We start from the raw sequence: 24070 nt of genomic DNA, 5'->3' as shown, positions 1-24070 counted from the left end.
GCGCCGGTCAGAACCAGGCCTGCGGATCGAGCGTCTTGTTGTCGTTCAGGTACAGCCAACCTTTGATGATACGGTACAGCGTCCAAATCCATGTGACAAACATGACGACGAATCCCACCACCACGAACATCAGCGCGAAGCCGATCACGTAGGCGATCAGCGCGCGCCAGAACGTGCGGATCTGCCACTCGAAATGGTCGGCGTACGGCGTGCCGGCCACGTCGTCGCGCTTCACGTAGTTGATGATGATCGCGATGATCCCGGTGACGCCGCCCGTCAGCCAATGAATCGCGTAGAGGCCGTACAGCACGTGCGTCAGCGTGCGCAGACCTTTCAGTCGCTCGGCGTCCGCGGCGCCCGGCACCGACGGTGTCGGAAACTGGCTCGGCGTATCGGTCATGATGCTACCCCCGTTAGATGACAATTCTTACAGCTTACCGCACTGGCGTCGGCGCGGCAGGCCGCGCGTCGTCACCCGCCGTTTTCCTCGCGCTCGCGACGCTTGCGCAGCGCCTTTTCCTCGATGCCCGACAGCCCTTCGCGGCGCTCGAGTTCGGCGATCACGTCGGCCGGGCTCAGGTCGAAATGCGACAGCATCACGAGGCAGTGGAACCACAGGTCGGCCACCTCGCCGACCAGCGCCGTCGGCGCGCCGCCCTGGCGCACGTCCTTCGCGGCCAGCACGACTTCGGTCGCCTCTTCGCCGATCTTCTTCAGCACCGCGTCGTCGCCCTTGTGGAACAGGCGCGATACGTACGATTGTTCGGGGTCGCCGCCCTTGCGGCTATCGATCACGGCCGCGAGGCGCAGCAGCGTGTCTTCGGTCGATTGCGTCATTTGTAGATGTGTTCGGGGTCTTTCAGCACCGGATCGACCGCGACCCAGTCGCCGCTGTCCACAGTGCCTTCGAATTTCTGGAAGAAGCACGAATGCCGGCCGGTGTGGCATGCGATGCCCGACACCTGCTCGACCTTCAGCAGCACGACGTCCTCGTCGCAGTCGAGCCGCACCTCGTGCACGTGCTGCACGTGGCCCGACTCCTCGCCCTTGAACCACAGGCGCTTGCGCGAACGCGAATAATAGACCGCGCGCTGCGTCTCGATCGTCTTCGCCAGCGCCTCGCGGTTCATCCACGCGAACATCAGCACGTCGTTCGTCGACGCTTCCTGCGCGATCACCGGCACGAGGCCGTTGTCGTCCCAGCGGACCTTGTCGAGCCACGCGGGCAGGGATTTCGTTTCCGTCGTCATCACAGCCTCACCGGAATGCCCTGGTCGGCCATGAAGCGCTTCGCCTCGCCGACCGTGTGCTCGCCGTAGTGGAAGATGCTCGCGGCCAGCACCGCGTCGGCGCGGCCGTCCTTGATGCCGTCCGCGAGGTCCTGCAGCGAGCCCACGCCGCCCGACGCGATCACCGGCACCGGCACCGCGTCCGACACGCCGCGCGTGAGCGCGAGGTCGAAGCCGGACTTCGTGCCGTCGCGGTCCATGCTCGTGAGCAGGATTTCGCCCGCGCCGAGCTCGGCCATCTTGCGCGCCCATTCGATCGCGTCGATGCCCGTGCCCTTGCGGCCGCCGTGCGTGAAGACTTCCCAGCGCGGCGCCTCGCCGTCGGCCGACACGCGCTTCGCGTCGATCGCGACGACGATGCACTGCGAGCCGTACTTGTCGGCCGCGTCGCGCACGAGCTGCGGGTTCGCGACCGCCGACGAATTCATGCTGACCTTGTCCGCGCCGGCGTTCAACAGGCGCCGAACGTCCTCGACGGCGCGCACACCGCCGCCGACGGTCAGCGGAATGAAGACCTGCGACGCGACGGCCTCGATGATCGGCAGGATGAGGTCGCGCTGGTCGGAGGTCGCGGTGATGTCGAGGAACGTCAGTTCGTCGGCGCCCTGGTCGTCGTAGCGGCGGGCGATTTCGACGGGATCGCCGGCATCGCGCAGTTCGACGAAGTTGACGCCCTTGACGACACGCCCGGCGGTCACGTCCAGGCAGGGGATGATGCGTTTAGCTAGAGCCATGATGTTGCGCCAAATGCCGCGATGGGACGGCCGGTTACGGACGCCTCGCGCGAGGCGTCCGGTCGGGGCCGCCTGCTGGCGACCCCGGCGAACGGAACGACCGCGCTCAGGCGTCGTCGAGTTCGCCGTTCAGTTCGTCCGCGCGTTTTTGCGCGGCCGCGAAATCGAGATCGCCGGAGTAGATCGCACGTCCGCAGATCACGCCTTCGACGCCGTGTTCCTCCACTTCGCAGAGGTTCTCGATGTCGGTGAGGTTCGACAGGCCGCCGCTTGCGATCACCGGAATGCCGACCGCCTGGGCGAGCTTCACGGTTGCTTCGATGTTGATGCCCTGCAGCATCCCGTCGCGGCCGATGTCCGTATAGACGATCGATTCGACGCCGTAGTCCTCGAACTTGCGCGCGAGATCGATCACCTCGTGGCCCGTCAGCTTGCTCCAGCCGTCGGTCGCGACCTTGCCGTCCTTCGCGTCCAGCCCGACGATGATGTTGCCCGCGAACGCGGTGCACGCGTCCTGCAGGAAGCCCGGGTCCTTCACGGCCGCGGTGCCGATGATCACGTAGGAGAGGCCGGCGTCGAGATACTTCTCGATCGTCTCGAGGCTGCGGATGCCGCCGCCGAGCTGCACGGGGATTTCGTCGCCGACTTCGTCGAGGATCGCTTCGATCGCTTCGAGATTCTTCGGCTTGCCGGCGAACGCGCCGTTCAGGTCGACCAGATGCAGCCGCCGGGCGCCGAGATCGACCCACTTGCGGGCCATCGCCGCCGGGTCCTCGGAGAAAATCGTGGCCTGGTCCATATCGCCCTGTTTGAGGCGCACACACTGACCGTCTTTGAGATCGATGGCCGGAATCAGCAACATAGCAATCGGGTGTCGTCGTGGAAAATGAAAAGAATCCGGCGCGTACCGGCCAAACCGGTGCCGCGCCGTCTCGCTAGTTTAGTACAACTCTTTCGGCGCATAGGGCCTGTTCCCGCCAATAGCGGGCTTGCGAACGGGCCTTTCCGGCCCGCCGACTGTGGCACGCACACGACGTTCACGGTTTCCAGTGTACGAAGTTGCGATACAGACGCAACCCGACCTCCGCGCTTTTCTCGGGGTGGAATTGGGTCGCGAAGAGGTTGTCCCGCGCGACCGCGGACGTAAACGGCGCGCCGTATGCCGTTTCGCCGACCGTGTGCGCCGGGTTGTCCGGGCGCACGTAATAGCTGTGCACGAAGTAGAAATACGCGTCGTCGGGCACGCCGTCCCACAGCGGGTGCGGCTGCGACTGGTGCACGCGGTTCCAGCCCATCTGCGGCACCTTGAAGCGCGAGCCGTCGTCCTGCAGCCGGCCGTCGAGCTCGAAGCGCACGACCTTGCCGGGCAACAGGCCCAGACCCTTCGTGTCGCCTTCCGCGCTCCAGTCGAACAGCATCTGCTCGCCGACGCACACGCCCAGCAGCGGCTTCGTGCGCGACGCCTCGATCACCGCTTCCTGCAGCCCCGATTCGCCGAGGCAGCGCATGCAGTCGGGCATCGCACCCTGGCCGGGCAGCACGACGCGGTCGGCCGCGCGAATCGCGGCCGGCGTATCGACGATCGCCACGTCGGCGGCCGGTTCGGCCTTCTTGAGCGCCTGCGCGACCGAGCGCAGGTTGCCCATCCCATAATCCACAATCGCAATCGAAGTTTTCATCTCAGTGCAGGCAGTAGCGCCCTCAGTCCATTGACGATGAATTCCACCGCCAGCGCCGACAGCATCAAACCCATCAGCCGCGTGGCGATGTTGATGCCGGTGCGGCCGATCCAGTTCGCGATCGGCTCGGCAAGCCGCATCGCGAAGAAACACAGCAGAGCCAGGACCGCGCCGATCGCGACGAGCCCGGCTCGCTCATACCAGTGATGCGAGTTCGCCGCATAGATGATCACCGTGCTGATCGAGCCGGGGCCCGTGAGCAGCGGAATCGCCAGCGGCACGACCGCGATGTTGTCCTTCAGCTCGGCCTCGTGGCGCTCCTCCGGCGTCGATCGCGTGTTGCCGATCTGCGCGTTCAGCATGTTGATCGCCATCAGCAACATGATGATGCCGCCGCCCACTTCAAGGGAGCCGACCGAAATGCCGAAGAAATCGATGATCTGCTGCCCGAGCAGCGTCGTCACCGTCATCACGCAGAACACCGACACCGACGCGATCCGGATCGTGCGGCGCCGCTCGACGTCCGACTGCTGCGCCGTCAGGCTCAGGAAGAACGGCACCGCGCCGATCGGGTTGATCAGCGCCAGCAGCGAAATGAACGATTTGAGCAGATCCATCGCAAGCCGGCGCGCCGCGCCGAAGCCGTGAGGTTGTCGTTGGCGTCCTGTCGTTCGGAAGTTAGAGGCTGCCCTTCGTCGACGGAATCTGTCCCGCCGCGCGCTCGTCGAGTTCCACCGCCGCACGCAGCGCCCGGCCGAAGGCCTTGAACACCGTTTCGAGCTGGTGATGCGCGTTGATGCCGCGCAGGTTGTCGATGTGCAGCGTGACGCCCGCGTGGTTCACGAACCCGCGGAAGAATTCGATGGAGAGATCGACGTCGAACGTGCCGATCCGCGCGCGCGTGAACGGCACGTGGAATTCAAGACCGGGCCGGCCCGAGAAGTCGATCACGACGCGCGACAGCGCCTCGTCGAGCGGCACGTACGAATGGCCGTAGCGGCGGATGCCCTTCTTGTCGCCGATCGCCTTCGCGACGGCCTGACCGAGCGTGATGCCGACATCCTCGACCGTGTGGTGGTCGTCGATATGGGTATCGCCATGCGCTTCGACCTCGAGATCGATCAGACCATGTCGCGCGATCTGGTCGAGCATATGGTCGAGAAACGGCACGCCGGTGGCCAGCTTCTGCCGGCCCGTCCCGTCGAGATCGAGCTTCACACGGATCTGCGTTTCGCTGGTATTGCGAACGACTTCCGCCACACGCATGGCAATTCCTTGATTGAGTCTGATGTAAATGGGGATTGATCGTCACGCGCCGCCGCGCCGTGGGCTCAACCGGGCAGTGCGAGTTTCAAAGCAGCCAGCAGGCGCGCGTTTTCGTCGGGAGAACCGACGGTCAGCCGCACGCATTCGGACAGCAACGGATGCATTTTACTCACGTTTTTGACCAGCACCCGCTCCGTGAGCAGCGCATCGAACACGGCGGCTGCGTCCGGCACGCGCACCAGCAGGAAATTGCCGGCGCTCGGGAACACCGTCGTGCCCGGCAGCGCGGCCACGGCCTGCGCGAGGCGCGTGCGTTCCGCACGCAGTTCGGCCGCCTGCGCGTCGAGCACGTCGAGGTGGTCGAGCAGGAAATCGGCGGTTGCCTGGGTCAGCACGTTGATGTTGTACGGCGGGCGCACCTTGTCGAACTCGGTCAGCCACGCCGGAAGCCCGGCGAGATAGCCGAGGCGGATCCCCGCGAGGCCGAGCTTCGACACCGTGCGCATCACGACGACGTTGTCGAACTCGGCGGCGCGCGGCAGCCACGAGCGCTCCGCGAACGGCTGGTACGCCTCGTCGATCACGATCAGGCTGTGCGGCGCGGCCGCGATGATCCGCTCGACGTCGGCCTCGTCGTACAGCGTGCCGGTCGGGTTGTTCGGGTAAGCGAGGTAGACGAGCGCGGGCCGGTGCTCGGCGATCGCCGCGATCATCGCGTCGGCGTCGAGCGTCAGGTCGGCCTTGAGCGGCACGCCGACGAATTCGAGCTGCGCGAACTTCGCCGACAACTCGTACATCACGAAACCCGGCACCGGTGCGAGCACCTTCGCGCCCGGTTTCGCACACGCCACCGACATCATGCTGATGATTTCGTCCGAGCCGTTGCCGAGCAGCACGTCGCATGCGGCCGGCACGCCCATCGCGCGGCGCAACTTGTCGAGCAGCGCGCCCGGGCGCGGCGCCGGGTAGCGGTTCAGCGCGACCTGCGCGAGGCGTTCGCCGAGCGCCGCCGCGAGCGGTGCCGGCAGCGAATACGGGTTCTCCATCGCGTCGAGCTTCACGAAGCCGCTCGCGTCGGGCACCGGGTAGCTCGTCATCGCGAGCACGTCGCGGCGGATGATGTCTTGTGGCGTCGTCATGGTCTCAAGCCGGCGTGCGTCGCGCCGGCGTCAAATGGTCGGCAAGGCGGCGGCTGCCGCCCTGCGCCGGGCCTCCTCGTCGACCGGAACCGCTGCGTCGGCAGCGGCTCCGGCGCGCGTCACCCCTTCATCCGGAGCTCGGCGCTGCGCGCGTGCGCCTGCAGCCCTTCGCCGTATGCAAGCTCCGAGGCGATCTCGCCCAGCGTCTGCGCACCTTCGGCGCTGACTTCGATCAAGCTCGAACGCTTGATGAAGTCGTACACGCCGAGCGGCGACGAGAAGCGCGCGGTGCGCGACGTCGGCAGCACGTGATTCGGGCCCGCGCAGTAGTCGCCGAGGCTTTCGCTCGTGTAGCGGCCGAGGAAGATCGCGCCGGCGTGGCGGATTTGCTGGCCCCATTGCTGCGGCTCCAGCGCGGAAATCTCGAGGTGCTCCGGCGCGATGTCATTCGCGATCCGGCACGCTTCGGCCATGTCGCGCACCTTGATCAGCGCGCCGCGGCCTTCCAGCGACGCGCGGATCACGTCCTGGCGCGGCATCGTCGGCAGCAGCTCCTCGATCGCCTTCTCGACGCGCTCGAGGAACGCGGCGTCCGGGCACAGCAGGATCGACTGCGCAAGCTCGTCGTGTTCGGCCTGCGAGAACAGGTCCATCGCGACCCAGCTCGGATCGGTCGTACCGTCGCACAGCACGAGGATTTCCGACGGGCCGGCGATCATGTCGATGCCGACCGTGCCGAACACACGGCGTTTCGCCGACGCGACGTATGCATTGCCCGGCCCGCAGATCTTGTCGACCGGCGGCACCGTGGCCGTGCCGTACGCGAGCGCGCCGACCGCCTGCGCGCCGCCGATCGTGAACACGCGATCGACGCCGCCGAGCAGCGCCGCGGCGAGCACGAGGTCGTTCTTCACGCCGTCCGGGGTCGGCACGACCATCACGATCTCGCCGACGCCCGCGACGCGCGCGGGAATCGCGTTCATCAGCACCGACGACGGATACGCGGCCTTGCCGCCCGGCACGTACAGGCCGACGCGGTCGAGCGGCGTGATCTTCTGGCCGAGCACCGTGCCGTCGCTTTCCGTGTACTGCCAGCTATGGGTGCCGCACTCGATCTTCTGTTTCTCGTGGTACGCACGCACGCGCGCGGCAGCGGCTTCCAGCGCCGCACGCGCCTTCGGCGCGAGGCCGTCGAGCGCCGTCTGCAGCGCGTCCTGCGGCAGTTCGAGCGCGGCGACGCTGCTCGCGTCCAGCCGGTCGAAGCGGTTCGTGTACTCGAGCACCGCGGCGTCGCCGCGCGACTTCACGTCGGCGAGAATTTTCGCGACCGACTGCTCGATCGCTTCGTCCTCGCTCGCCTCGAACGCGAGCACCGCACGCAGCGCGGCGTCGAAGCCGTCGCTCGTCGAATCGAGTTTGCGGATGGTGATGGCCATGGGAATTCCGTTACGGTGATGCGCTCAATTGCCATTCTGCGACGCGCGTTCGAACGCGTCGAGAATCGGCTTGAGCGCCGCGCGCTTCAACTTCAGCGCAGCCTGGTTCACGACGAGGCGCGACGAGATCGCCATGATCTCCTCGACCTCGACCAGATTGTTCGCCTTCAGCGTGCCGCCCGAGCTGACGAGGTCGACGATCGCGTCGGCCAGCCCGACCAGCGGCGCCAGTTCCATCGAGCCGTACAGCTTGATCAGGTCGACGTGCACGCCTTTCGCGGCGAAGTGCTCGCGTGCCGTTTCGACGTATTTGGTCGCGACCCGCAGGCGCGCGCCCTGGCGCACCGCGTTCGCATAGTCGAAACCGGCCGGCACCGCCACCGACATCCGGCAGCGCGCAATGTTCAGATCGATCGGCTGGTACAGGCCCGAGCCGCCGTGCTCGACCAGCACGTCCTTGCCGGCCACGCCGAAATCGGCCGCGCCGTATTCGACGTAGGTCGGCACGTCGCTCGCGCGCACGATGATCACGCGCAGGTTCGGATCGGTCGTCGGCAGGATCAGCTTGCGCGACGTTTCCGGATCCTCGGCCACCTGCACGCCGGCGGCCGCCAGCAGCGGCAGGGTTTCCTCGAAAATCCGGCCCTTCGACAGGGCGAGGGTCAGCGGCGCGGTCATGCTTGGCTCCCGGAGAGGCGGCGCACGTTCGCGCCGACGGCGGTCAGTTTGGTTTCCATGCGGTCGTAGCCGCGGTCCAGGTGATAGATGCGGTCGACGAGCGTTTCGCCTTCGGCGCGCAGCCCGGCGATCACGAGGCTCGCCGACGCGCGCAGGTCGGTCGCCATCACGTTCGCGCCGGACAGCTTGTCGACGCCGGTCACGAGCGCCGTGTTGCCGTCGATCGTGATGTTCGCACCGAGCCGGTTCAGCTCCTGCACGTGCATGAAGCGGTTCTCGAAAATGGTCTCGACGACCTGCGCGGTGCCCGTCGCGACCGAATTGAGGGCCATGAACTGCGCCTGCATGTCGGTCGGAAACGCCGGGTATTCCGACGTGCGGATCGTCACCGCCGACGGGCGGCGGTCCATCTTCACGCGCAGCCAGCTGTCGCCTTCCTCGATCGACACGCCGGCCTCGCGCAGCTTGTCGATCACCGCGTCGAGGATGTGCGGGCGCACGCCCGTCAGCATCACGTCGCCGCCCGCCGCCGCGACCGCGCACAGGAACGTGCCGGCCTCGATGCGGTCGGGAATCACCGAATGGCGTGCGCCATGCAGCCGCTCGACACCCTGGATCACGAGGCGGTCGGTGCCGATGCCGTCGATTTTCGCGCCCATCGCGACCAGCAGGTGCGCGAGATCGCTCACTTCCGGCTCGCGCGCCGCGTTCTCGATCACCGTCTCGCCATCGGCCAGCGTCGCGGCCATCAGCAGGTTTTCCGTGCCCGTCACCGTGATCATGTCGGTCACGATGCGCGCGCCCTTCAGACGCTTCGCGCGCGCCTCGATGAAGCCGTGCTCGATGCTGATCTCGGCGCCCATCGCCTGCAGGCCCTTGATGTGCTGGTCGACCGGCCGCGCGCCGATCGCGCAGCCGCCCGGCAGCGACACCTTCGCCTCGCCGAAGCGCGCGAGCAGCGGCCCGAGCACAAGGATCGACGCGCGCATCGTCTTGACGAGCTCGTACGGCGCGACGAGGTTGTCGACGCGCGACGCGTCGAGCTGCACGCGGCAGCCGTCCGTTTCGCTCTTCACGCCCATCTGGTTCAGCACCTTCAGCGTGGTGCGCACGTCCTTCAGGTTCGGCACGTTGTCGAGTTCGACCGGCTCGGCGCTGAGCAGCCCCGCGCACAGGATCGGCAGCGCGGCGTTCTTCGCGCCCGACACGACGATCTCGCCCGACAACCGGCGACCGCCTTCGATCACCAGCTTGTCCATCCCATGTCCCTGCGATTCCCCGTTGGCGGCCGGGTGTGCCGTGGCGACGCTCTGGACGGCGTCGCGCTCGTTGACGGTGACTTGCACTCAGTGGTTCCGGTTATGCGTTCTGCCATTCGGCGGGCGTCAGCGTCTTCATGCTGAGCGCGTGAATTTCCTGCTTCATGCGATCGCCGAGCGCCGCATAAACGAGCTGGTGCCGCTGGATCGGCCGCTTGCCTTCGAAGGCCGCCGACACGATCGTCGCGAAGAAATGCTGGCCGTCGCCTTCGACTTCCAGATGAGTGCAGGCGAGACCGCCGGCGATGTATTGCTTGACCTGTTCGGGAGTCGGCAACATGAGGGGCTCCTGTCGGCGCGCGCCGCCCGTGGCGGCCGCCGCCGTCGATATCAATGACGCAGTTTGTAGCCGGTCGCGAGCAGCCGCATCGCGAACATCGCGAGCAGCACGAAGAAACCGGTGACGATCGCGAGGCTCGTGAGCGGGTTGATGTCGGACGCGCCGAAGAACCCGTAACGGAAGCCGTCGATCATGTAGAAAAACGGGTTAAGACGCGAGATCTCGCGCCACACGGGCGGCAGCGAGTGCGTCGAATAGAACACGCCGGACAGGAACGTCAGCGGCATGATCAGGAAGTTCTGGAACGCGGCGAGCTGGTCGAACTTCTCGGCCCAGATGCCGGCGATCAGCCCGAGCGTGCCGAGGATCGCCGAGCCGAGCAGCGCGAACGCGATGATGAACAACGGCGCCGCGAAATGCATCGGGATAAACCAGATCGTCACGACGAACACGCCCGTGCCGACCGCGAGCCCGCGCACGACGGACGCAAGGACGTACGCGCCGAAGATGTCCCTGTAGGACAACGGCGGCAGCAGCACGAACACGAGGTTGCCGGTGATCTTCGACTGGATCAGCGACGACGAGCTGTTCGCGAACGCGTTCTGCAGCACGCTCATCATCACGAGGCCCGGCACGAGAAAACTCACGTACTCGACGCCCGGATACACCTCGACGCGGCCCGACAGCGCATGGCCGAAGATCGTCAGGTACAGCAGCGCCGTCACGATCGGCGCGCACACCGTCTGGAACGACACTTTCCAGAAGCGCAGGAGTTCCTTGTAGAACAGCGTTTGAAAACCGCTCATGCCAGACCCTCGATGACCTCGGCCCCGTTCATCACCTGGACGAACACATCCTCGAGGTCGGCCTTGCGGACCTCGATCTCGTCGAACGTGCAACCCGCCGCGCGACACTGCGCGAGGATGCGCTCGACATCGTCGTAGCTCGTGAGGCGCAGCAGATGCTCGCCCGGCGCGCGCGCGGCCGGATCGGTCTCCAGCCCGCGCAGCTCGGCGGGCAGCGCGCCGGTCGAGAACCGCAGGTACAGCTGCAGGCCCGCGAAGCGGCGCAGCAGCGCGTCGGTGCGATCGAGCGCGACGACTTCACCGCGACGCAGCATCGCGATGCGGTCGCACAGCGACTCGGCTTCTTCCAGGTAATGGGTGGTCAGGACGATCGTGTGGCCCTCGCGGTTCAGCCGCGAGATGAACTGCCACAGCGTCTGGCGCAGTTCGACGTCGACGCCGGCGGTCGGCTCGTCGAGCACGATCACGGGCGGCCGGTGCACAAGCGCCTGCGCGACCAGCACGCGGCGCTTCATCCCGCCCGACAGCGCGCGCATGTTCGCGTCGGCCTTCTCGGTGAGGTCGAGATTGGCCATCACTTCGTCGATCCAGTCGTCGTTGTGGCGCAGCCCGAAATAGCCGGACTGGATCCGCAGCGTCTCGCGGACGGTGAAGAACGGGTCGAACACGAGTTCCTGCGGCACGACGCCGAGCGCGCGGCGCGCATCGCGGAAGTCCTTGACGACGTCGTGGCCGCGCACCGAGATACTGCCTTCATCGGCCCGGGCAAGCCCGGCGAGGATACTGATGAGCGTGGTCTTGCCTGCGCCGTTCGGGCCGAGCAGACCGAAAAACTCGCCTTCCTCGACCGACAGGCTGACGCCCTTGAGCGCCTGAAGCGATTTGTAGCGCTTCTTGACGTGACGGATTTCTATGGCTGACATGACTGTGCGCGGCGCAAGGGCCGCGACGCCTATTCTGTGCTTGCTGCGAAAGAAAATGGGGGCCGGACGCCGATTGGCTGCCCCGCAAAACGCTTGATTATAGGGCAAACCGGCTGGTGGGGCCGGCGCAGGCGGCGCGCGGCCTGAAGCGTGCGCGCGCCGGCTGGCGCGGCAGGCTTAGGTCGGACAGGGTCAATGTCGCCCGGTGCCGTCGATGAGCGCGTCGACGCCGTAGGCGCGCGCGAGGCTGGCGAGCTTCTGCGGGAGATTGAGGAGGTCGAGGGTCGCGCCGCGCGCTTTGGCGGCACGTTGCCATGCGAGCAGCACGGCGAGCGCGGACGAGTCGAACTGCGTCAGCGCCGCGCAATCGACGGCGGTCGCGCCGGCGCCGATGCGCGCAAGACCGTCCGCGAGCGCGGACTTCGCGCTCGCAACGGTCAGCGAAGAGCCTGCTTCGAAGGCGCTCACGACGCCTGCTTGCCGGCGGCAAGTTGCTGGTTGCGCTGCGTCAGGAACTGGATCAGGCCGTCCACGCCGCTTTGCTGGATCTTCTCGTTGAACTGCTGCTGGTACGTCTGGATCAGCCACGCGCCGAGCACGTTCAGGTCATACACCTTCCAGCCATTCGCCGACTTGTACAGGCGATAGTCGATCTGCACCGGCTGGCCGTTGTTCATCGCGACCGTCTTCACGACCACGTCGGTGTCGGCCGGATCGGCGCGGAACGGCGGGTACTGGATCTGCTGGTCCGGCTTCAGCTGCGCGAGCGCGCCCGAATACGTGCGGATCAGCAGCAGCTTGAACTGCTCCTGAACCTGTTGCTGCTGCTCGGCCGATGCCGTGCGCCAGTTGCGCCCCATCGCGAGCTGCGTGGTGCGGCGGAAATCGGTGTACGGCAGGATGTCCTTGTTGACGATCGTAATGATGCGGTTGGTGTCGCCCTGCTTGATCGTCTGCTGCTTGACCTCGTCGAGGACCTGCTGCGTCGCCGTCTTGATCAGCGCCTGCGGGTTCGACTGGTCGACTTGCGCGTGAGCTGCGCTGCCGAACGAGAACAGCGCCGCGAAAACGGGGATCAGGAACAGTTTTTTCATCATAGTGACCTGCATGAAGAGTCGATGCGTAGGTTGGAGCCGGTAGCTTACGCGCAAGTTCGCGTGCGCCGCCGACTCAATCGTTTCCGGCTGTAACGAATGTAAATGGGTCAGTGCAGCTTGATGCTCGGGAAACGAATCCCGCCCGGAGCGGGCGGCGTCATCTGCATTGCCGGCACGTTCGTCGCGCTGGCCGGGTTCGGTGCTTCGGCACTGCCCGACGCCGGTGCGGCGACGGCTGCGCCCGATGCGCCGGCCGGCGCCGTCGCGCCGCCGACCGCGGCCGCACCCGCCGTTCCCGCCGCGCCGGCTGCCGCCGGTGCCGCGCCGTCGTCCGGCAGGTCGTACTTCGGCAGCGCGTCGTTGCTCGACGCCGTCGAGGCCTCGCCGCGCGCGTTGTCGATCAGCATCTGGCGGCGCTGCAGGTACGCGTTGCGCACGAACGAATACTTGTCGAGCGCCGCGGCATCCAGCACGTCGCCCGCGCCGAGCAGGTTCGCACGCGTGTTGACGAGGTTCACGCCGAACAAGCCCCAGCTCAGGCTGTCCGGCTTCACGTAGGTGAGCGGATTGCCCACGTAGTCGACGCCGAGGCCTGCCGTGTCGCGCAGCGTGCTCGGGCCGAGCAGCGGCAGCACGAGATACGGGCCCGACGGCATGCCGTAGCGGCCCATCGTGATCCCGAAGTCGGCCGTGTGCTTCGGCAGTTTCGCGATCGTCGCGACGTCGAACAGGCCGCCGACGCCGAACACCGTGTTGATCACGACGCGCATGATGTCGCCGACGCCGTCCGCGATTCGCAACTGCACGATGTTGTTCGCGGCGATGTAGACGTCGCCGATGTTCGAGAAGAAGTTCGTCACGCTGTCGCGCACCGGCTGCGGCACCACGTACTGGTAGCCCTTCGCGACCGGTTTCAGCGCGTACGTGTCGACCGTGTCGTTGAACTTGTACATCGACCGGTTGAAGCCTTCGAGCGGATCGCCCTTGGTCGGCGTCTGCACGGTCGCGCAACCGCTCAACGCGGCGACTGCCGCCACCGCGAGCGCGGCGTGCCTGATGCGGATCGTCTGCATGGTCATTACCCTCTTGTCTTTCTCTCGTGTGGTTATTGGGCGGTCGAACCGGACACCGCGGAGGCCGGCACCGCGACCGGCGCGGGTGCGGCCGGCGCGGCCGCGGCCCCCGATGCCGGCTTCGCGCCACCCGCGTCGGCTGCCTTGCTGTACAGGAACTGGCCGATCAGGTTCTCGAGCACGATCGCCGACTGCGTCATCGTGATCGTATCGCCCGCCTTCAGCATTTCGGTGTCGCCGCCCGGATCGAGGCCGATGTACTGCTCGCCGAGCAGGCCCGACGTCAGGATCTTCGCCGACGAATCCTTCGGGAACGGATACTGGCCGTCGATATCGATCGTCACCAGCGCCTGGTAGGTGTTGGTGTCGAAGGCGATCGACTTCACGCGGCCGACCACGACGCCCGAGCTCTTCACGGCGGCGCGCGGCTTCAGCCCGCCGATGTTGTCGAATTTCATCCGCACCGAGTAGGTCGGCTGAAACGACAGCGAGCTCATGTTGCCGACCTTGAGCGCCAGGAACAGCACCGCAAGGAACCCCACCACCACGAACAGGCCGACCCAGAAGTCGAGAGCAGTCTTTTTCATCGTCATCCCAAAATTTGGCTTGGCTGAGGCTTAGCTGAACATCAGCGCGGTCAGCAGGAAATCGAGGCCGAGTACGGCGAGCGACGCGAACACGACCGTCTTGGTCGTCGCGCGCGACACGCCCTCGGGCGTGGGCTTCGCTTCATACCCCTGAAACAGTGCAATGAAGGTCACGGCGAACCCGAACACGATGCTCTTGATCACGCCGTTGCCGACGTCGGCCCACACCTCGACCCCGCCCTGCATCTGTGACCAGAACGCGCCCGGATCGACGCCGATCAGCACGACCCCGACGAAATAACCGCCGAGCACGCCGACCGCGTTGAAGATCGCGGTGAGCAGCGGCATCGCGATGATGCCGGCCCACAGGCGCGGCGCGATCACCGTCTTGAGCGGATCGACGGCCATCATCTCGAGCGCGGTGAGCTGCTCGCCGGCCTTCATCAGGCCGATCTCGGCCGTGAGCGACGTGCCCGCGCGGCCCGCGAACAGCAGCGCGGTCACGACCGGGCCGAGCTCGCGCACCAGCGACAGCGCGACCAGCAGGCCGAGCGCCTGCTCGGACCCGTAGCGATTCAGCGTGTAATAGCCCTGCAGGCCGAGCACGAAGCCGACGAACAGGCCCGACACGGCAATGATCACGAACGAATAGTTGCCGAGGAAGTGGATCTGCTTCGTGACCAGCCGCGGCCGGCGCAGCAGCGGGAAGAATTCCAGCACGAGGCGCACGAACAGCCGCGTGCCGTAGCCCGCGCGCTCGAGGCCGCCGATGACGTAACGTCCGATCGCGCTGATCATGCGCGCCCTCCGCCGAGCCCGAAATCCGCAGCCAGCGGCGGGCTCGTGTAATGAAATTTGAACGGGCCGTCCGGCGCGCCGTCGATGAACTGGCGCACGCTCGGGTCGGTCGACGCGCGCAGCTCGTCGGGCGTGCCCTGCGCGAGCACGCCGCCATTGGCCAGAAAATACACGTAGTCGGCGATCGCGAACGATTCCGGCACGTCGTGCGTGACGAGGATCGACGTTGCGCCGAGCGCCTCGTTCAGCGTGCGGATCAGGTTCGCCGTGATGCCGAGCGAGATCGGATCGAGGCCCGCGAACGGTTCGTCGTACATGATGAGCTGCGGGTCGAGCGCGATCGCGCGCGCGAGCGCGATGCGGCGCGCCATCCCGCCCGACACCTCGGACGGCATCAGGTCGCGCGCGCCGCGCAGGCCGACCGCGTTGAGCTTCATCAGCACCAGGTCGCGGATCAGGTCTTCGGGCAGGTCGGTGTGTTCGCGCAGCGCGAACGCGACGTTCTCGAACACCGACATGTCGGTGAACAGCGCGCCGAACTGGAACAGCATGCCCATCTTGCGGCGCAGCGCGTACAGGCCGTCGCGCGTCTGCGCGCCGACGTCGGCGCCGTCGAACAGCACCTGGCCGCGGCGTGCGCGCACCAGGCCGCCGATCAGGCGCAGCACGGTCGTCTTGCCGCAACCCGACCCGCCCATGACGGCGACGACCTGGCCGCGCCCGAAGCGCATGTTCAGGTTCGACAGGACGAGGCGGTCGCCGTAGCCAAAGTCGACGTCGCGAAGTTCCAGCAGTGTCTCGGTAGGAGTGGGGCTCACGGAGCTGACAGTCCTTTTACGCAGAACGCCGAATTATAGGGCCTGCATTGGAATGATGTCGTGACGCCGTTCCGAGCCCTGCGGTCAATGATTGTCAAATTGTCGGGCAAAACATTGCTGCAACGCAACAATCGCCGCCCGATAATCGTCTGCGCCCGTGACCGCGCTGACCACCGCGACGCTGCCGACGCCCGTCGCCAGCACGTCCGGCAACGCGTCGAGCCCCACGCCGCCGATCGCGACGAGCGGCGCCCGCGCGCCCGCGAAGCGCGCATAGCGGGCAATCCGCGCGAGGCCTTGCGGCGGCGCCGCGACGGCCTTGGTCGCGGTCGCGTACACGGGGCCGAGCGCCAGATAGCTCGGGCGCTCGTGCAACGCGCGCAACATCTCGTAATAACCGTGACTCGACAGCCCGAGCCGCAGGCCGGCACGCGCGATCGCGGCCAGATCGGCCGTTTCCAGGTCCTCCTGACCCAGATGTACGCCGTACGCGCCTTCTTCTATCGTGATCTGCCAGTGATCGTTGATGAACACGCGCGCATCGGGATAACGGCGCCCCGCCGCGACCGCCCGTGCGACTTCCCGGCGCAACGCGTCCGGATCCGCGCCTTTCACGCGCAGTTGCACGGTTCGCACGCCGCACTCGAGCACGCGTTCGACCCATTCGGCGTCGGGGACGACCGGATAAAGGCCAAGTTGCGCGGGGCACGGCGGGAATGCGGGCTCGGGTGCCGAGGCCAGGCCGGCGACGCGCGGGAACCGCGCGGCATCGACCGGCCACGCATCGGCCCCGCGCGCTTCGTCGCCGTCGCGCCACGCGAGCGCGAGCACCAGCGCGTCGATCGGCGCGAAGCCGCAATCGAGGAACGCCGCGAGCGCCGCGATCCAGTCGTCGGCGAGCGGATGCGCGGCTTCCAGCGCGTGGCGCACGCCCGCGGCATGCAGCACCGCGCCGTGTTCGTCGAACTCGATCGCGACCGCGTCCGGCGACGCGGGGCGCGACGCAGCCGACGCGCGCGCCTGCGCGGCACGATCGCCGGCCGACACGATCAGCACGTCGCCGTCGGCCGGCACGTCGGGCGCCGCGACGCACAGCCGCCACGGCGTCGTGCCGGTCGGCCAGTCGCCCAGGCGGGCGCGAATCCGCTCGGCCGCTTCGGCCAGCTCGTCGGCCGGCGGCCAGAATGCATCGGCGAAGCGCACGCTCATGCGCCGCCCCCGTCCTGGTGCCAGAACGGCATCCCGACGACCGGCGTGCTCGCGTGCGCAGTCTCGCGCGCATCCATCGGCCCGGCGAGATAGGCCGCCCGGCCGGCCTCGACGCCTTGCGCGAACGCACGCGCCATGATTTCCGGATGCGTGGCCTGCGACACGGCCGTGTTCAGCAGCACGCCGTCGAAGCCCCACTCCATCACCTGGCATGCGTGCGACGGCACGCCGAGCCCGGCGTCGACGATCAGCGGCACGTCCGGCAGCCGCTCGCGCAGCACGCGCAGCCCGTACGGATTCACGACGCCCTTGCCGGTGCCGATCGGCGCGCCCCACGGCATCAGCGCCTCGCAACCGACGTCGAGCAGACGCCGGCCGATCACGAGATCCTCGGTGCAGTACGGCAGCACCTTGAAGCCGTCCTTGACCAGTTGCGCGGCCGCCTCGATCAGCCCGACCGGGTCGGGCTGCAGCGTGTAGTCGTCGCCGATCAGCTCGAGCTTGATCCAGTCGGTATCGAAGACCTCGCGCGCCATGTGCGCGGTCGTCACCGCTTCGGCGACGGTCTGGCAGCCCGCCGTGTTCGGCAACAGCGGCACCGCGTGACGCTTGAGCAGATCGAAGAAGCCGGCCTCGGCGGTGCCGCCGGTCATCTGGCGGCGCAGCGCGACCGTCACCATCCCGGGGCGCGACGCGGCAATCGAATCGGACAGCGACTGCAGCGACGGGTAGCGCGACGTGCCGAGCAGCACGCGGCTTGCGAAGGTTTCGCCGTACAGCGTCAGCGCGTCGGCGGAAGTGAGGGACGTCATGTCGTTTTCCTGGAAGAGCGGAGGGCGAACCGGCGGCGCTCAGCCGCCCGCGACGGGGTGCACGACGTCGAGCTTGTCGCCCGTCGCGAGCGCGCGCGCCGCATGCTGCGTGCGCGCGACGAAATTGCCGTTCAGCGCGACCGCGTACGGCGGACGCGCGCCGTACGCGGCGAGCGCGTCGGCCACCGTCGCGCCGTCGGGCAGCGTCAGCGTCTGTTGGTTGATCTGGATATCCATGAGGCTTGATCGAATTCGGTCGGCGGCGCGCGTCAGGCCGGCTGGCGCGCGTCGTCGCGGTGATGAAGGAGCGTCGGCCAGCGCGTGGCATCGCGCCATGCGGCGAACGCGTCGGCATCGGCGAATGCGCCGCCGAGCGCGGCTTGCGCGAACGCGACCGCCGCGTGCGCGACTTCCGGCGCGATCATGAAGCCGTGCCGGTACAGGCCGTTGACGGCCAGCGTCGTCGCGCCGTCCCAGATCACCGCCGGGCGGTGATCGGGCAACGTCGGGCGGCATTGCGCGTTCAGTTCGAGGATGCGCGCCTCGCCGAACGCCGGGTGCACGGAAAACGCCGCGCTCAGCAGTTCGAGCGCCGAGCGCACGCTGACGGGCGACATGTCCTCGCCCTCCACTTCGGTCGCGCCGATCACGTACAGGTCGTCCTGTTTCGGCGCGATGTACAACGGATAGCGCGGATGCAGCAGCCGCACGGGCCGCGTGAGCCCGATGCCCGGCGCGTGCACGCGCGCGACTTCGCCGCGGATGCCGCGCAGCGCGGGCAGCGCGGATTTCGCGCCGAGCCCGCGGCAATCGATCGTGAAATGCGCGTCGGGCCGGTTCGCGTCGTCGATCGTCGCGTGCCAGTGCAGCTCGACGCCGCGTTGCGCGAGGCCCGCCGCGAGTGCGCGCAGCGCCTGCCGGTTGTCGAGCTGTCCCTCGCGCGGCAGCATCAGGCCGCGCGCGAAGCGCCCCGCGAGCGCGGGCTCGGCCGCGTCGACCTGCGCGCCGGCCAGCGCGACGAAGCCACCGTCGAACAGCTCGGCCGGCGCGTTCGCGCGCACGCGCCGCTCGAACAGCGGCGCCTCGGCGCGATCCGCCTGATGCCAGACGACGAGCGTGCCGTGCTGCTGGAAGAACACAGGTTCGGGCAGTTCCGGGAGCCATTGCGGCCAGCGCGCGAGCGATGCCGCGCCGAGCTCGGTGATCAGCAGTTCGGCGCTCGCCGCCTCGGCGAGCGGCGCCAGCATCGCGGCCGCGACCCACGCGGCCGACTGCTCGCCGTCCGGGCCGCCGCGCTCGTACAGCGCGACGCGATGCCCGTCGCCCGCAAGCCGCCACGCGATCAGACGGCCGACGAGGCCGCCGCCGAGTACCGCGAAATCGGGCCGGGAAGCGTGGAGGTTCATCGCGCGCCCTCCTCGCGAACCGCGCGGGCGCGTGCGACGAACGTCGACGCGCGCGCACCGTCCCGTGCGGACGCACGCGACAGCGGATCGGGAACAGCGCAAAAGACTGAAGATTGAGCGGTCATCATTCCTTCCGTAACGCGCAACGCGCGTACCCAAAAGGACGAAACCGGCAGCAAAGGCCGGCCGGGCGGGACTCGGGCGCTGACCATGTGGGATGGCAGCCAGCGCGGCCCGGCGGGATCAGAAACTTCCCTCGCCGGTATTACCCGGATCGGGTGCGAAGGGTCTTTCTCAGCCTCGCCGCGTCGCCCGGAACTGTCCGTCGGCCGCGCTCGAAGCACCCCTGTTTCGTCGTCGGCCATTAGACCATAAAAGCGGAAAGCGCCGCAAACTGTCCCCCTTGCGGCAAATTCGCCGTCGCGTCGCGCCGCTCTGGCACAATGCCCGCAGGCCGGCCGCGCGAGCGGCCGGTTGCCGCGTCACCGCCGGCCTTAAGTGCCGTTTAAGACGCGCGGGTCACCATCCGGACGCCCGCCGTCAGTCGGCACTCCGTCCCGGCATACCGTATCGCGGCGCGCGTCCGGCTCCGCCCGGCACGCGCGCCGGCTACTCATCAGGAAGCACATGACCCAATCGATCGATCCCGTCCGCTCCGCCTCCGACGCGCCGCAGGACGAGCGCCCGGTATCCGCGTGGAGCCTCATCAAGCCCTACTGGGTGTCGTCCGAATGGAAAATCGCGTGGGGGCTGCTGGTCACGATCATCGCGATCAATCTCTGCGTGGTCTGGATCAACGTCAAGCTGAACAAGTGGAACGTGGGGTTCTACAACGCGCTGCAGTCGAAGAACGTTCAAGACTTCCCCGGTCTGCTGATGCAGTTCTCGGCATTCGCGTTCGCATTCATCATCCTCGCCGTCTACGGCCGCTATCTGCGCCAGATGCTCGGGTTCCGCTGGCGCCAGTGGCTCACCGACCGCTTCCTCGGCCAATGGCTCGGCGATCGCGCGTTCTATCGGATCGAGCGCGACCGCCTCGCCGACAACCCCGACCAGCGGATCACCGACGACCTCCAGTCGTTCGCGACGGCCACGCTCACGTTGTCGCTCGACCTGCTGTCGACGGTCGTCACGCTCGTGTCGTTCATCACGATCCTGTGGTCGCTCGCGGGCGCGCTGACGATCACGCTCGGCGCGACGCCTGTCGCCATTCCCGGGTACATGGTTTGGGCGGCCGCGCTGTATGCGGTGGTCGGCTCGCTGATCATCCAGAAGGTCGGCCACCCGCTCGTGTCGATCAACTACCAGCAACAGCGCGTCGAGGCGGACTTCCGCTTCGGCTTGATCCGCGTGCGCGAGAACGCCGAGCAGATCGCGTTCTACGACGGCGAGAAAACCGAGATCGGCACCGCGCAGACGCTGTTCACGCGCATTCGCGACAACTGGTGGCGCGTGATGAAGTACACGAAGCGCCTCACGTTCGTCACGGCCTTTTACAGTCAGATCGCGATCATCTTTCCGCTCGTCGTCGCGGCGCCGCGCTATTTCGCGGGCGCGTTCTCGTTCGGCGTGCTGATGCAGATTGCGTCCGCGTTCGGCACCGTCAGCGATTCGTTCTCGTGGTTCATCAACAGTTACTCGACCCTCGTCGAATGGCGCGCGACCGTCAACCGTCTGCGTGAATTCAAGCGCGTGATGGGCACGTCGCACCTGAAGGAAAGCCTGTCGCCCGCGACCGAGCACGGCGGCATCAACCTGCACTACGTCGATGCCGCGAAGCTGTCGACGTCGTCGCTGAAGCTCGCGCTGCCGAACGGCAACGCGCTCGCGAACATCGGCAACGTGACGATCGAGCCCGGCTCGCGCTGGCTCGTGGTCGGCAAGTCGGGTTCCGGCAAGAGCACGTTCATGCGCGCGCTCGCGGGCCTGTGGCCGTTCGGCGACGGGGCGATCGACGCGCCGGTCGGCGCGCGGATGATGTTCGTGCCGCAAACCAGCTACTTGCCGATCGGCACGCTGAAGGCCGCGCTCACCTATCCGGCCGCGCCCGACGCGTTCACCGACGACGCGTGCCGCGACGCGCTGCGCGCGTGCCGCCTGGAAGACTACGTCGGCCGCCTCGACGAAACCGGCCACTGGACGCGCGTGCTGTCGCCGGGCGAACAGCAGCGTCTGGCCGGCGCGCGCGTGCTGCTGCACAAGCCCGACTTCCTGTTCCTCGACGAAGCGACGAGCGCGCTCGACGCCGACAACGAAGCGCGGCTCTATCACCTGCTCGCCGAACGGCTGCCGAAAGCCGCGATTGTCAGCATCGCGCATCGCGAATCGCTGGCCGCGTTCCACGTCGGCACGATCAACGTCGAACGTGTGAACGACAGCGACAAGGTCGCCGCGTAACCGAAACAAAAAGGCCGGCGCATACCGCGCCGGCCTTGTTCTCTTCCTCGTCCCGCCCGCCTTCCCGCTACACCCGCCCGACGGGCACCGACACGATCGGCACATGCGACACGCCGTCGTGCGACAGCCGGCTTTCAAACAACGTCAGCGCGACGAAACGCAGCGCGACCGGCCGCCCGGTCGCACCGCCGTGCGCGGGCTGCCCGTCCGCGTCGCGCGGCAGCCGCGCGAGCGTGACGTGCGGCCTGAACGGCCGGCGGTCGGCCGGCACGCCCAGTTCGAGCAGCAGCGCGGACAAGTCGGCATTCAGCGCCGCACAGGCGGGATCGGGCGCGAGTTCCGCGACGATCAGTCTCGCGCGCGGCAGGCTCGGCCACCACGCAATCCGCTCGACCGGCTGCATCGGCAGCGCATGCGCGGCCGCGAGCGCCGGCAGGCGTGCGGCCAGCGCGTCGCAACGCGCGCGTTCGATCGCGCCGATGAACGCGAGCGTCACGTGCAGTTGCGCGGGCAGCGTGCGCCGCGCGCCTCGGGTGACCGGCAGCGCGTGCAGCGCGTCGCGCGATGCCGCATCGGGCATCAGCGCGACGAACGCACGGAGCCGGTCGCCGTTCATGACTCGCGCACCGCCACGCGCGCCTCGGCCACCGCATCGGCCGACACCGGACGCTGCGGCAGCGGGCCGTGCTCGCCCCACACGTCGGCCGGCAGCACGCGCGCGAGCTCGGGAATCGTGTTGCGCGTGAACACCGGATCGGCAATACCCTCCGCGCGCTGGCGGCGATAGTCGCGCCACGCGGCATGCGCATACTTGCCGAGCGCGAGGATCGCGACCAGGTTGATGATCGCCATCAGCCCCATGCTCGTATCGGCCATCGCCCATACGAGCGGCAGTTGCCCGACGCTGCCGAACATCACCATGCCGAGCACCGCGATGCGGAACAGCGGCAGCACGCCGCGCCGCTTCGTGATGAAGTCGACGTTGCCTTCCGCGTAGGCGTAATTGCCGATCACCGACGAGTACGCGAAGAAGAAGATCGCAACGGCCATGTAGATGCCGCCCCAGTCGCCGACGTGGCTCGCGATCGCGCGCTGCGTGAGCGCCGCGCCCTCCATGCCGGCGCCGAGTTCGTACTGGCCCGACAGCAGGATCACGAACGCGGTCGCGCTGCAGATCACGATCGTGTCGACGAACACGCCGAGCATCTGGATCAGCCCCTGCACGACCGGATGCCGCACGCTCGCGGTCGCCGCCGCGTTCGGCGCGCTGCCCATGCCGGCCTCGTTCGAGAACAATCCGCGCTTCACGCCCATCGCGACCGCCTGGCTGACCGCATAGCCGGTCAGGCCGCCCGCCGCCTGCTCGAGCCCGAACGCGCTCTTCACGATCAGCGCGATCACGCCCGGCACCAGCGCGACGTGCGTCGCGACCGCGTAGACGGCCAGCGCGAGGTAGCCGATCGCCATCACCGGCACGATCACCTGCGCGACCGACGCGATGCGGCGAATCCCGCCGAAGATGAGCGGCGCGGTGAGCAGCACGAGGCCGAGGCCGACCGTCTCGCGGCTCCAGCCGAACGACGTATGGAACGCATCGGCGATCGCGTTGGCCTGCACCGCGTTGAACACGAAGCCGAACGCGAGGATCAGCGACAGCGAGAACAGCACGCCGAAGCCGCGCGAGCGCAGGCCCGTCTGGATGTAGTACGCGGGGCCGCCGCGATAGCTGCCGTCCGGATGCGACACCTTGAAGATCTGCGCGAGCGTCGCTTCGACGAACGCCGACGACATCCCGACGAGCGCCGTCATCCACATCCAGAAGATCGCGCCCGGCCCGCCGACCGTCAGCGCGACCGCGACGCCGGCGATGTTGCCGGTGCCCACGCGGCTCGCGAGCCCGGTCGCGAACGCCTGGAACGACGAGATGCTGCCCGGCTCGCCCTTGCTGCCGACCAGCTTGATGCTGAGGAGCAGCGCCTTCAGCTGGATCATCCGGAACCGCAACGTGAACCACGCGCCGGCGCCGAGCAGCAGCGCGATCAGCACGTAATTCCACAGCACGCCGTTGACGGCGTCGATCAGCCCATGCACGAATGCTTCCATTCAGAGTCCTTGTAAATGGGGTCAGTCAAATGCGGCGGCCGCGCGAACGCGGCCGGTCGGGCGACATGATATGACAATTTCCAAGGATTATTACAAAACGAAAGGTTTCCGGATCGCGGAACATCGACGCCTGATGTGATCAGGTTAGGCGACGCTTCGGAAAGATGCGGGGCGCGTGGCGCGGCGACAGCGGACGACGGCTGCCTGCCTGCGGACGATTG

General features: G+C 67.6%; 28 protein-coding genes and 1 riboswitch. Of the genes, 1 reads left to right on the top strand and 27 read right to left on the bottom strand.

Annotated features, from left to right (window positions below):
* Positions 1-7 precede the first annotated feature (7 nt).
* The 25 genes from ACV22V_RS29475 to ACV22V_RS29355 form a co-directional block, all read right to left on the bottom strand.
* Positions 8-400 (bottom strand): DUF4870 family protein, encoded by a 393-nt coding sequence (locus tag ACV22V_RS29475; RefSeq protein ID WP_059449807.1) that lies wholly within the window; start codon positions 398-400, stop codon positions 8-10.
* A 71-nt stretch (positions 401-471) separates the two neighbouring features.
* On the bottom strand, positions 472-837 hold the full coding sequence (locus ACV22V_RS29470; RefSeq protein ID WP_044845953.1) for a phosphoribosyl-ATP diphosphatase: 366 nt from the start codon (positions 835-837) through the stop codon (positions 472-474).
* Positions 834-1250 (bottom strand): phosphoribosyl-AMP cyclohydrolase, encoded by a 417-nt coding sequence (gene hisI, locus ACV22V_RS29465; protein WP_059535647.1) that lies wholly within the window; start codon positions 1248-1250, stop codon positions 834-836. Before hisI ends, ACV22V_RS29470 begins: the two co-directional genes overlap by 4 nt.
* The gene (gene hisF / locus ACV22V_RS29460; RefSeq protein ID WP_059535646.1) at positions 1250-2023 is read right to left on the bottom strand and encodes an imidazole glycerol phosphate synthase subunit HisF; all 774 of its coding nucleotides are present in this window, start codon (positions 2021-2023) and stop codon (positions 1250-1252) included. The genes hisI and hisF overlap by 1 nt, the downstream gene beginning before the upstream one ends.
* A gap of 106 nt (positions 2024-2129) precedes the next feature.
* On the bottom strand, positions 2130-2885 hold the full coding sequence (gene hisA, locus ACV22V_RS29455; protein WP_059535644.1) for a 1-(5-phosphoribosyl)-5-[(5-phosphoribosylamino)methylideneamino]imidazole-4-carboxamide isomerase: 756 nt from the start codon (positions 2883-2885) through the stop codon (positions 2130-2132).
* Between the two features lie 175 nt (positions 2886-3060).
* Positions 3061-3702: an imidazole glycerol phosphate synthase subunit HisH gene (hisH, locus tag ACV22V_RS29450; protein WP_059535642.1), complete on the bottom strand. Its 642-nt coding sequence runs from the start codon at positions 3700-3702 to the stop codon at positions 3061-3063.
* Entirely contained in the window at positions 3699-4319 is a 621-nt protein-coding gene (locus ACV22V_RS29445) for a MarC family protein (protein ID WP_448016275.1), read from the bottom strand. The genes hisH and ACV22V_RS29445 overlap by 4 nt, the downstream gene beginning before the upstream one ends.
* Positions 4320-4380: 61 nt before the next feature.
* Positions 4381-4968, bottom strand: a complete 588-nt coding sequence (gene hisB, locus ACV22V_RS29440) for an imidazoleglycerol-phosphate dehydratase HisB (protein ID WP_006751804.1) — start codon at positions 4966-4968, stop codon at positions 4381-4383.
* A 65-nt stretch (positions 4969-5033) separates the two neighbouring features.
* Entirely contained in the window at positions 5034-6107 is a 1074-nt protein-coding gene (gene hisC / locus ACV22V_RS29435) for a histidinol-phosphate transaminase (protein ID WP_059535638.1), read from the bottom strand.
* 119 nt (positions 6108-6226) lie between these two features.
* Positions 6227-7543: a histidinol dehydrogenase gene (gene hisD, locus ACV22V_RS29430; RefSeq protein ID WP_059535636.1), complete on the bottom strand. Its 1317-nt coding sequence runs from the start codon at positions 7541-7543 to the stop codon at positions 6227-6229.
* Between the two features lie 24 nt (positions 7544-7567).
* Positions 7568-8221: an ATP phosphoribosyltransferase gene (hisG, locus tag ACV22V_RS29425; RefSeq protein ID WP_006751807.1), complete on the bottom strand. Its 654-nt coding sequence runs from the start codon at positions 8219-8221 to the stop codon at positions 7568-7570.
* Positions 8218-9567: a UDP-N-acetylglucosamine 1-carboxyvinyltransferase gene (gene murA / locus ACV22V_RS29420; RefSeq protein ID WP_059535635.1), complete on the bottom strand. Its 1350-nt coding sequence runs from the start codon at positions 9565-9567 to the stop codon at positions 8218-8220. Before murA ends, hisG begins: the two co-directional genes overlap by 4 nt.
* Positions 9568-9580: 13 nt before the next feature.
* Positions 9581-9820, bottom strand: coding sequence for a BolA family protein (locus ACV22V_RS29415; protein ID WP_006477131.1), 240 nt, complete (start codon positions 9818-9820; stop codon positions 9581-9583).
* A 50-nt stretch (positions 9821-9870) separates the two neighbouring features.
* A complete protein-coding gene (locus ACV22V_RS29410; RefSeq protein ID WP_059535633.1) occupies positions 9871-10626 on the bottom strand; it encodes an ABC transporter permease in 756 nt (251 codons plus the stop codon).
* Positions 10623-11549, bottom strand: coding sequence for an ABC transporter ATP-binding protein (locus tag ACV22V_RS29405; protein WP_059535631.1), 927 nt, complete (start codon positions 11547-11549; stop codon positions 10623-10625). Before ACV22V_RS29405 ends, ACV22V_RS29410 begins: the two co-directional genes overlap by 4 nt.
* 192 nt (positions 11550-11741) lie before the next feature.
* The gene (locus ACV22V_RS29400; protein WP_059535629.1) at positions 11742-12017 is read right to left on the bottom strand and encodes an STAS domain-containing protein; all 276 of its coding nucleotides are present in this window, start codon (positions 12015-12017) and stop codon (positions 11742-11744) included.
* Complete coding sequence (locus ACV22V_RS29395) at positions 12014-12643, bottom strand: MlaC/ttg2D family ABC transporter substrate-binding protein (protein WP_059535680.1); 630 nt, start codon at positions 12641-12643, stop codon at positions 12014-12016. Before ACV22V_RS29395 ends, ACV22V_RS29400 begins: the two co-directional genes overlap by 4 nt.
* A 110-nt stretch (positions 12644-12753) precedes the next feature.
* On the bottom strand, positions 12754-13719 hold the full coding sequence (locus tag ACV22V_RS29390; protein ID WP_059692369.1) for an MlaA family lipoprotein: 966 nt from the start codon (positions 13717-13719) through the stop codon (positions 12754-12756).
* A 32-nt stretch (positions 13720-13751) separates the two neighbouring features.
* Positions 13752-14312, bottom strand: a complete 561-nt coding sequence (mlaD, locus tag ACV22V_RS29385; RefSeq protein WP_059692370.1) for an outer membrane lipid asymmetry maintenance protein MlaD — start codon at positions 14310-14312, stop codon at positions 13752-13754.
* A 24-nt stretch (positions 14313-14336) separates the two neighbouring features.
* Complete coding sequence (mlaE, locus tag ACV22V_RS29380) at positions 14337-15104, bottom strand: lipid asymmetry maintenance ABC transporter permease subunit MlaE (protein ID WP_059535625.1); 768 nt, start codon at positions 15102-15104, stop codon at positions 14337-14339.
* Entirely contained in the window at positions 15101-15922 is an 822-nt protein-coding gene (locus tag ACV22V_RS29375; protein WP_059535623.1) for an ABC transporter ATP-binding protein, read from the bottom strand. The genes mlaE and ACV22V_RS29375 overlap by 4 nt, the downstream gene beginning before the upstream one ends.
* Positions 15923-16006: 84 nt before the next feature.
* On the bottom strand, positions 16007-17131 hold the full coding sequence (gene thiE / locus ACV22V_RS29370; RefSeq protein ID WP_448016273.1) for a thiamine phosphate synthase: 1125 nt from the start codon (positions 17129-17131) through the stop codon (positions 16007-16009).
* Positions 17128-17943: a thiazole synthase gene (locus ACV22V_RS29365; RefSeq protein WP_039322226.1), complete on the bottom strand. Its 816-nt coding sequence runs from the start codon at positions 17941-17943 to the stop codon at positions 17128-17130. The genes thiE and ACV22V_RS29365 overlap by 4 nt, the downstream gene beginning before the upstream one ends.
* 39 nt (positions 17944-17982) lie before the next feature.
* Entirely contained in the window at positions 17983-18180 is a 198-nt protein-coding gene (gene thiS, locus ACV22V_RS29360; protein ID WP_014898319.1) for a sulfur carrier protein ThiS, read from the bottom strand.
* Between the two features lie 32 nt (positions 18181-18212).
* Positions 18213-19349, bottom strand: coding sequence for an FAD-dependent oxidoreductase (locus ACV22V_RS29355; RefSeq protein WP_448016272.1), 1137 nt, complete (start codon positions 19347-19349; stop codon positions 18213-18215).
* 234 nt (positions 19350-19583) lie between these two features.
* Positions 19584-19707, bottom strand: a riboswitch (TPP riboswitch).
* Positions 19708-19976: 269 nt separating this feature from the next.
* Here ACV22V_RS29355 and ACV22V_RS29350 point away from each other — a divergent pair.
* On the top strand, positions 19977-21746 hold the full coding sequence (locus tag ACV22V_RS29350) for an ABC transporter ATP-binding protein/permease (protein ID WP_059535620.1): 1770 nt from the start codon (positions 19977-19979) through the stop codon (positions 21744-21746).
* A 67-nt stretch (positions 21747-21813) separates the two neighbouring features.
* Here ACV22V_RS29350 and thpR read toward each other — a convergent pair whose 3' ends face one another.
* Positions 21814-22362 (bottom strand): RNA 2',3'-cyclic phosphodiesterase, encoded by a 549-nt coding sequence (thpR, locus tag ACV22V_RS29345; RefSeq protein WP_448016271.1) that lies wholly within the window; start codon positions 22360-22362, stop codon positions 21814-21816.
* Positions 22359-23849, bottom strand: coding sequence for an alanine/glycine:cation symporter family protein (locus ACV22V_RS29340; protein WP_059702564.1), 1491 nt, complete (start codon positions 23847-23849; stop codon positions 22359-22361). The genes thpR and ACV22V_RS29340 overlap by 4 nt, the downstream gene beginning before the upstream one ends.
* Positions 23850-24070 lie beyond the last annotated feature (221 nt).

Source organism: Burkholderia sp. AW33-5, from assembly GCF_053427615.1.
Note: the sequence above shows the minus strand (reverse complement) of the source record. Positions and strands in the feature narration are given on the sequence as shown.

What these genes read in the sequence shown, in the direction of transcription:
- ACV22V_RS29445 (WP_448016275.1), bottom strand. Translation starts at nt 4,319, where the DNA reads ATGGATCTGCTCAAATCGTTCATTTCGCTGCTGGCGCTGATCAACCCG.
- ACV22V_RS29410 (WP_059535633.1), bottom strand. Translation starts at nt 10,626, where the DNA reads ATGAGCGGTTTTCAAACGCTGTTCTACAAGGAACTCCTGCGCTTCTGG.
- thiS (WP_014898319.1), bottom strand. Translation starts at nt 18,180, where the DNA reads ATGGATATCCAGATCAACCAACAGACGCTGACGCTGCCCGACGGCGCG.
- ACV22V_RS29350 (WP_059535620.1), top strand. Translation starts at nt 19,977, where the DNA reads ATGACCCAATCGATCGATCCCGTCCGCTCCGCCTCCGACGCGCCGCAG.
- ACV22V_RS29405 (WP_059535631.1), bottom strand. Translation starts at nt 11,549, where the DNA reads ATGTCAGCCATAGAAATCCGTCACGTCAAGAAGCGCTACAAATCGCTT.
- ACV22V_RS29340 (WP_059702564.1), bottom strand. Translation starts at nt 23,849, where the DNA reads ATGGAAGCATTCGTGCATGGGCTGATCGACGCCGTCAACGGCGTGCTG.
- hisF (WP_059535646.1), bottom strand. Translation starts at nt 2,023, where the DNA reads ATGGCTCTAGCTAAACGCATCATCCCCTGCCTGGACGTGACCGCCGGG.
- hisA (WP_059535644.1), bottom strand. Translation starts at nt 2,885, where the DNA reads ATGTTGCTGATTCCGGCCATCGATCTCAAAGACGGTCAGTGTGTGCGC.
- hisD (WP_059535636.1), bottom strand. Translation starts at nt 7,543, where the DNA reads ATGGCCATCACCATCCGCAAACTCGATTCGACGAGCGACGGCTTCGAC.
- mlaE (WP_059535625.1), bottom strand. Translation starts at nt 15,104, where the DNA reads ATGATCAGCGCGATCGGACGTTACGTCATCGGCGGCCTCGAGCGCGCG.
- ACV22V_RS29365 (WP_039322226.1), bottom strand. Translation starts at nt 17,943, where the DNA reads ATGACGTCCCTCACTTCCGCCGACGCGCTGACGCTGTACGGCGAAACC.
- ACV22V_RS29475 (WP_059449807.1), bottom strand. Translation starts at nt 400, where the DNA reads ATGACCGATACGCCGAGCCAGTTTCCGACACCGTCGGTGCCGGGCGCC.
- hisC (WP_059535638.1), bottom strand. Translation starts at nt 6,107, where the DNA reads ATGACGACGCCACAAGACATCATCCGCCGCGACGTGCTCGCGATGACG.
- ACV22V_RS29355 (WP_448016272.1), bottom strand. Translation starts at nt 19,349, where the DNA reads ATGAACCTCCACGCTTCCCGGCCCGATTTCGCGGTACTCGGCGGCGGC.
- ACV22V_RS29395 (WP_059535680.1), bottom strand. Translation starts at nt 12,643, where the DNA reads ATGAAAAAACTGTTCCTGATCCCCGTTTTCGCGGCGCTGTTCTCGTTC.
- thpR (WP_448016271.1), bottom strand. Translation starts at nt 22,362, where the DNA reads ATGAACGGCGACCGGCTCCGTGCGTTCGTCGCGCTGATGCCCGATGCG.
- ACV22V_RS29415 (WP_006477131.1), bottom strand. Translation starts at nt 9,820, where the DNA reads ATGTTGCCGACTCCCGAACAGGTCAAGCAATACATCGCCGGCGGTCTC.
- mlaD (WP_059692370.1), bottom strand. Translation starts at nt 14,312, where the DNA reads ATGACGATGAAAAAGACTGCTCTCGACTTCTGGGTCGGCCTGTTCGTG.
- ACV22V_RS29470 (WP_044845953.1), bottom strand. Translation starts at nt 837, where the DNA reads ATGACGCAATCGACCGAAGACACGCTGCTGCGCCTCGCGGCCGTGATC.
- hisB (WP_006751804.1), bottom strand. Translation starts at nt 4,968, where the DNA reads ATGCGTGTGGCGGAAGTCGTTCGCAATACCAGCGAAACGCAGATCCGT.
- hisI (WP_059535647.1), bottom strand. Translation starts at nt 1,250, where the DNA reads ATGACGACGGAAACGAAATCCCTGCCCGCGTGGCTCGACAAGGTCCGC.
- ACV22V_RS29390 (WP_059692369.1), bottom strand. Translation starts at nt 13,719, where the DNA reads ATGCAGACGATCCGCATCAGGCACGCCGCGCTCGCGGTGGCGGCAGTC.
- hisG (WP_006751807.1), bottom strand. Translation starts at nt 8,221, where the DNA reads ATGACCGCGCCGCTGACCCTCGCCCTGTCGAAGGGCCGGATTTTCGAG.
- thiE (WP_448016273.1), bottom strand. Translation starts at nt 17,131, where the DNA reads ATGAGCGTGCGCTTCGCCGATGCATTCTGGCCGCCGGCCGACGAGCTG.
- hisH (WP_059535642.1), bottom strand. Translation starts at nt 3,702, where the DNA reads ATGAAAACTTCGATTGCGATTGTGGATTATGGGATGGGCAACCTGCGC.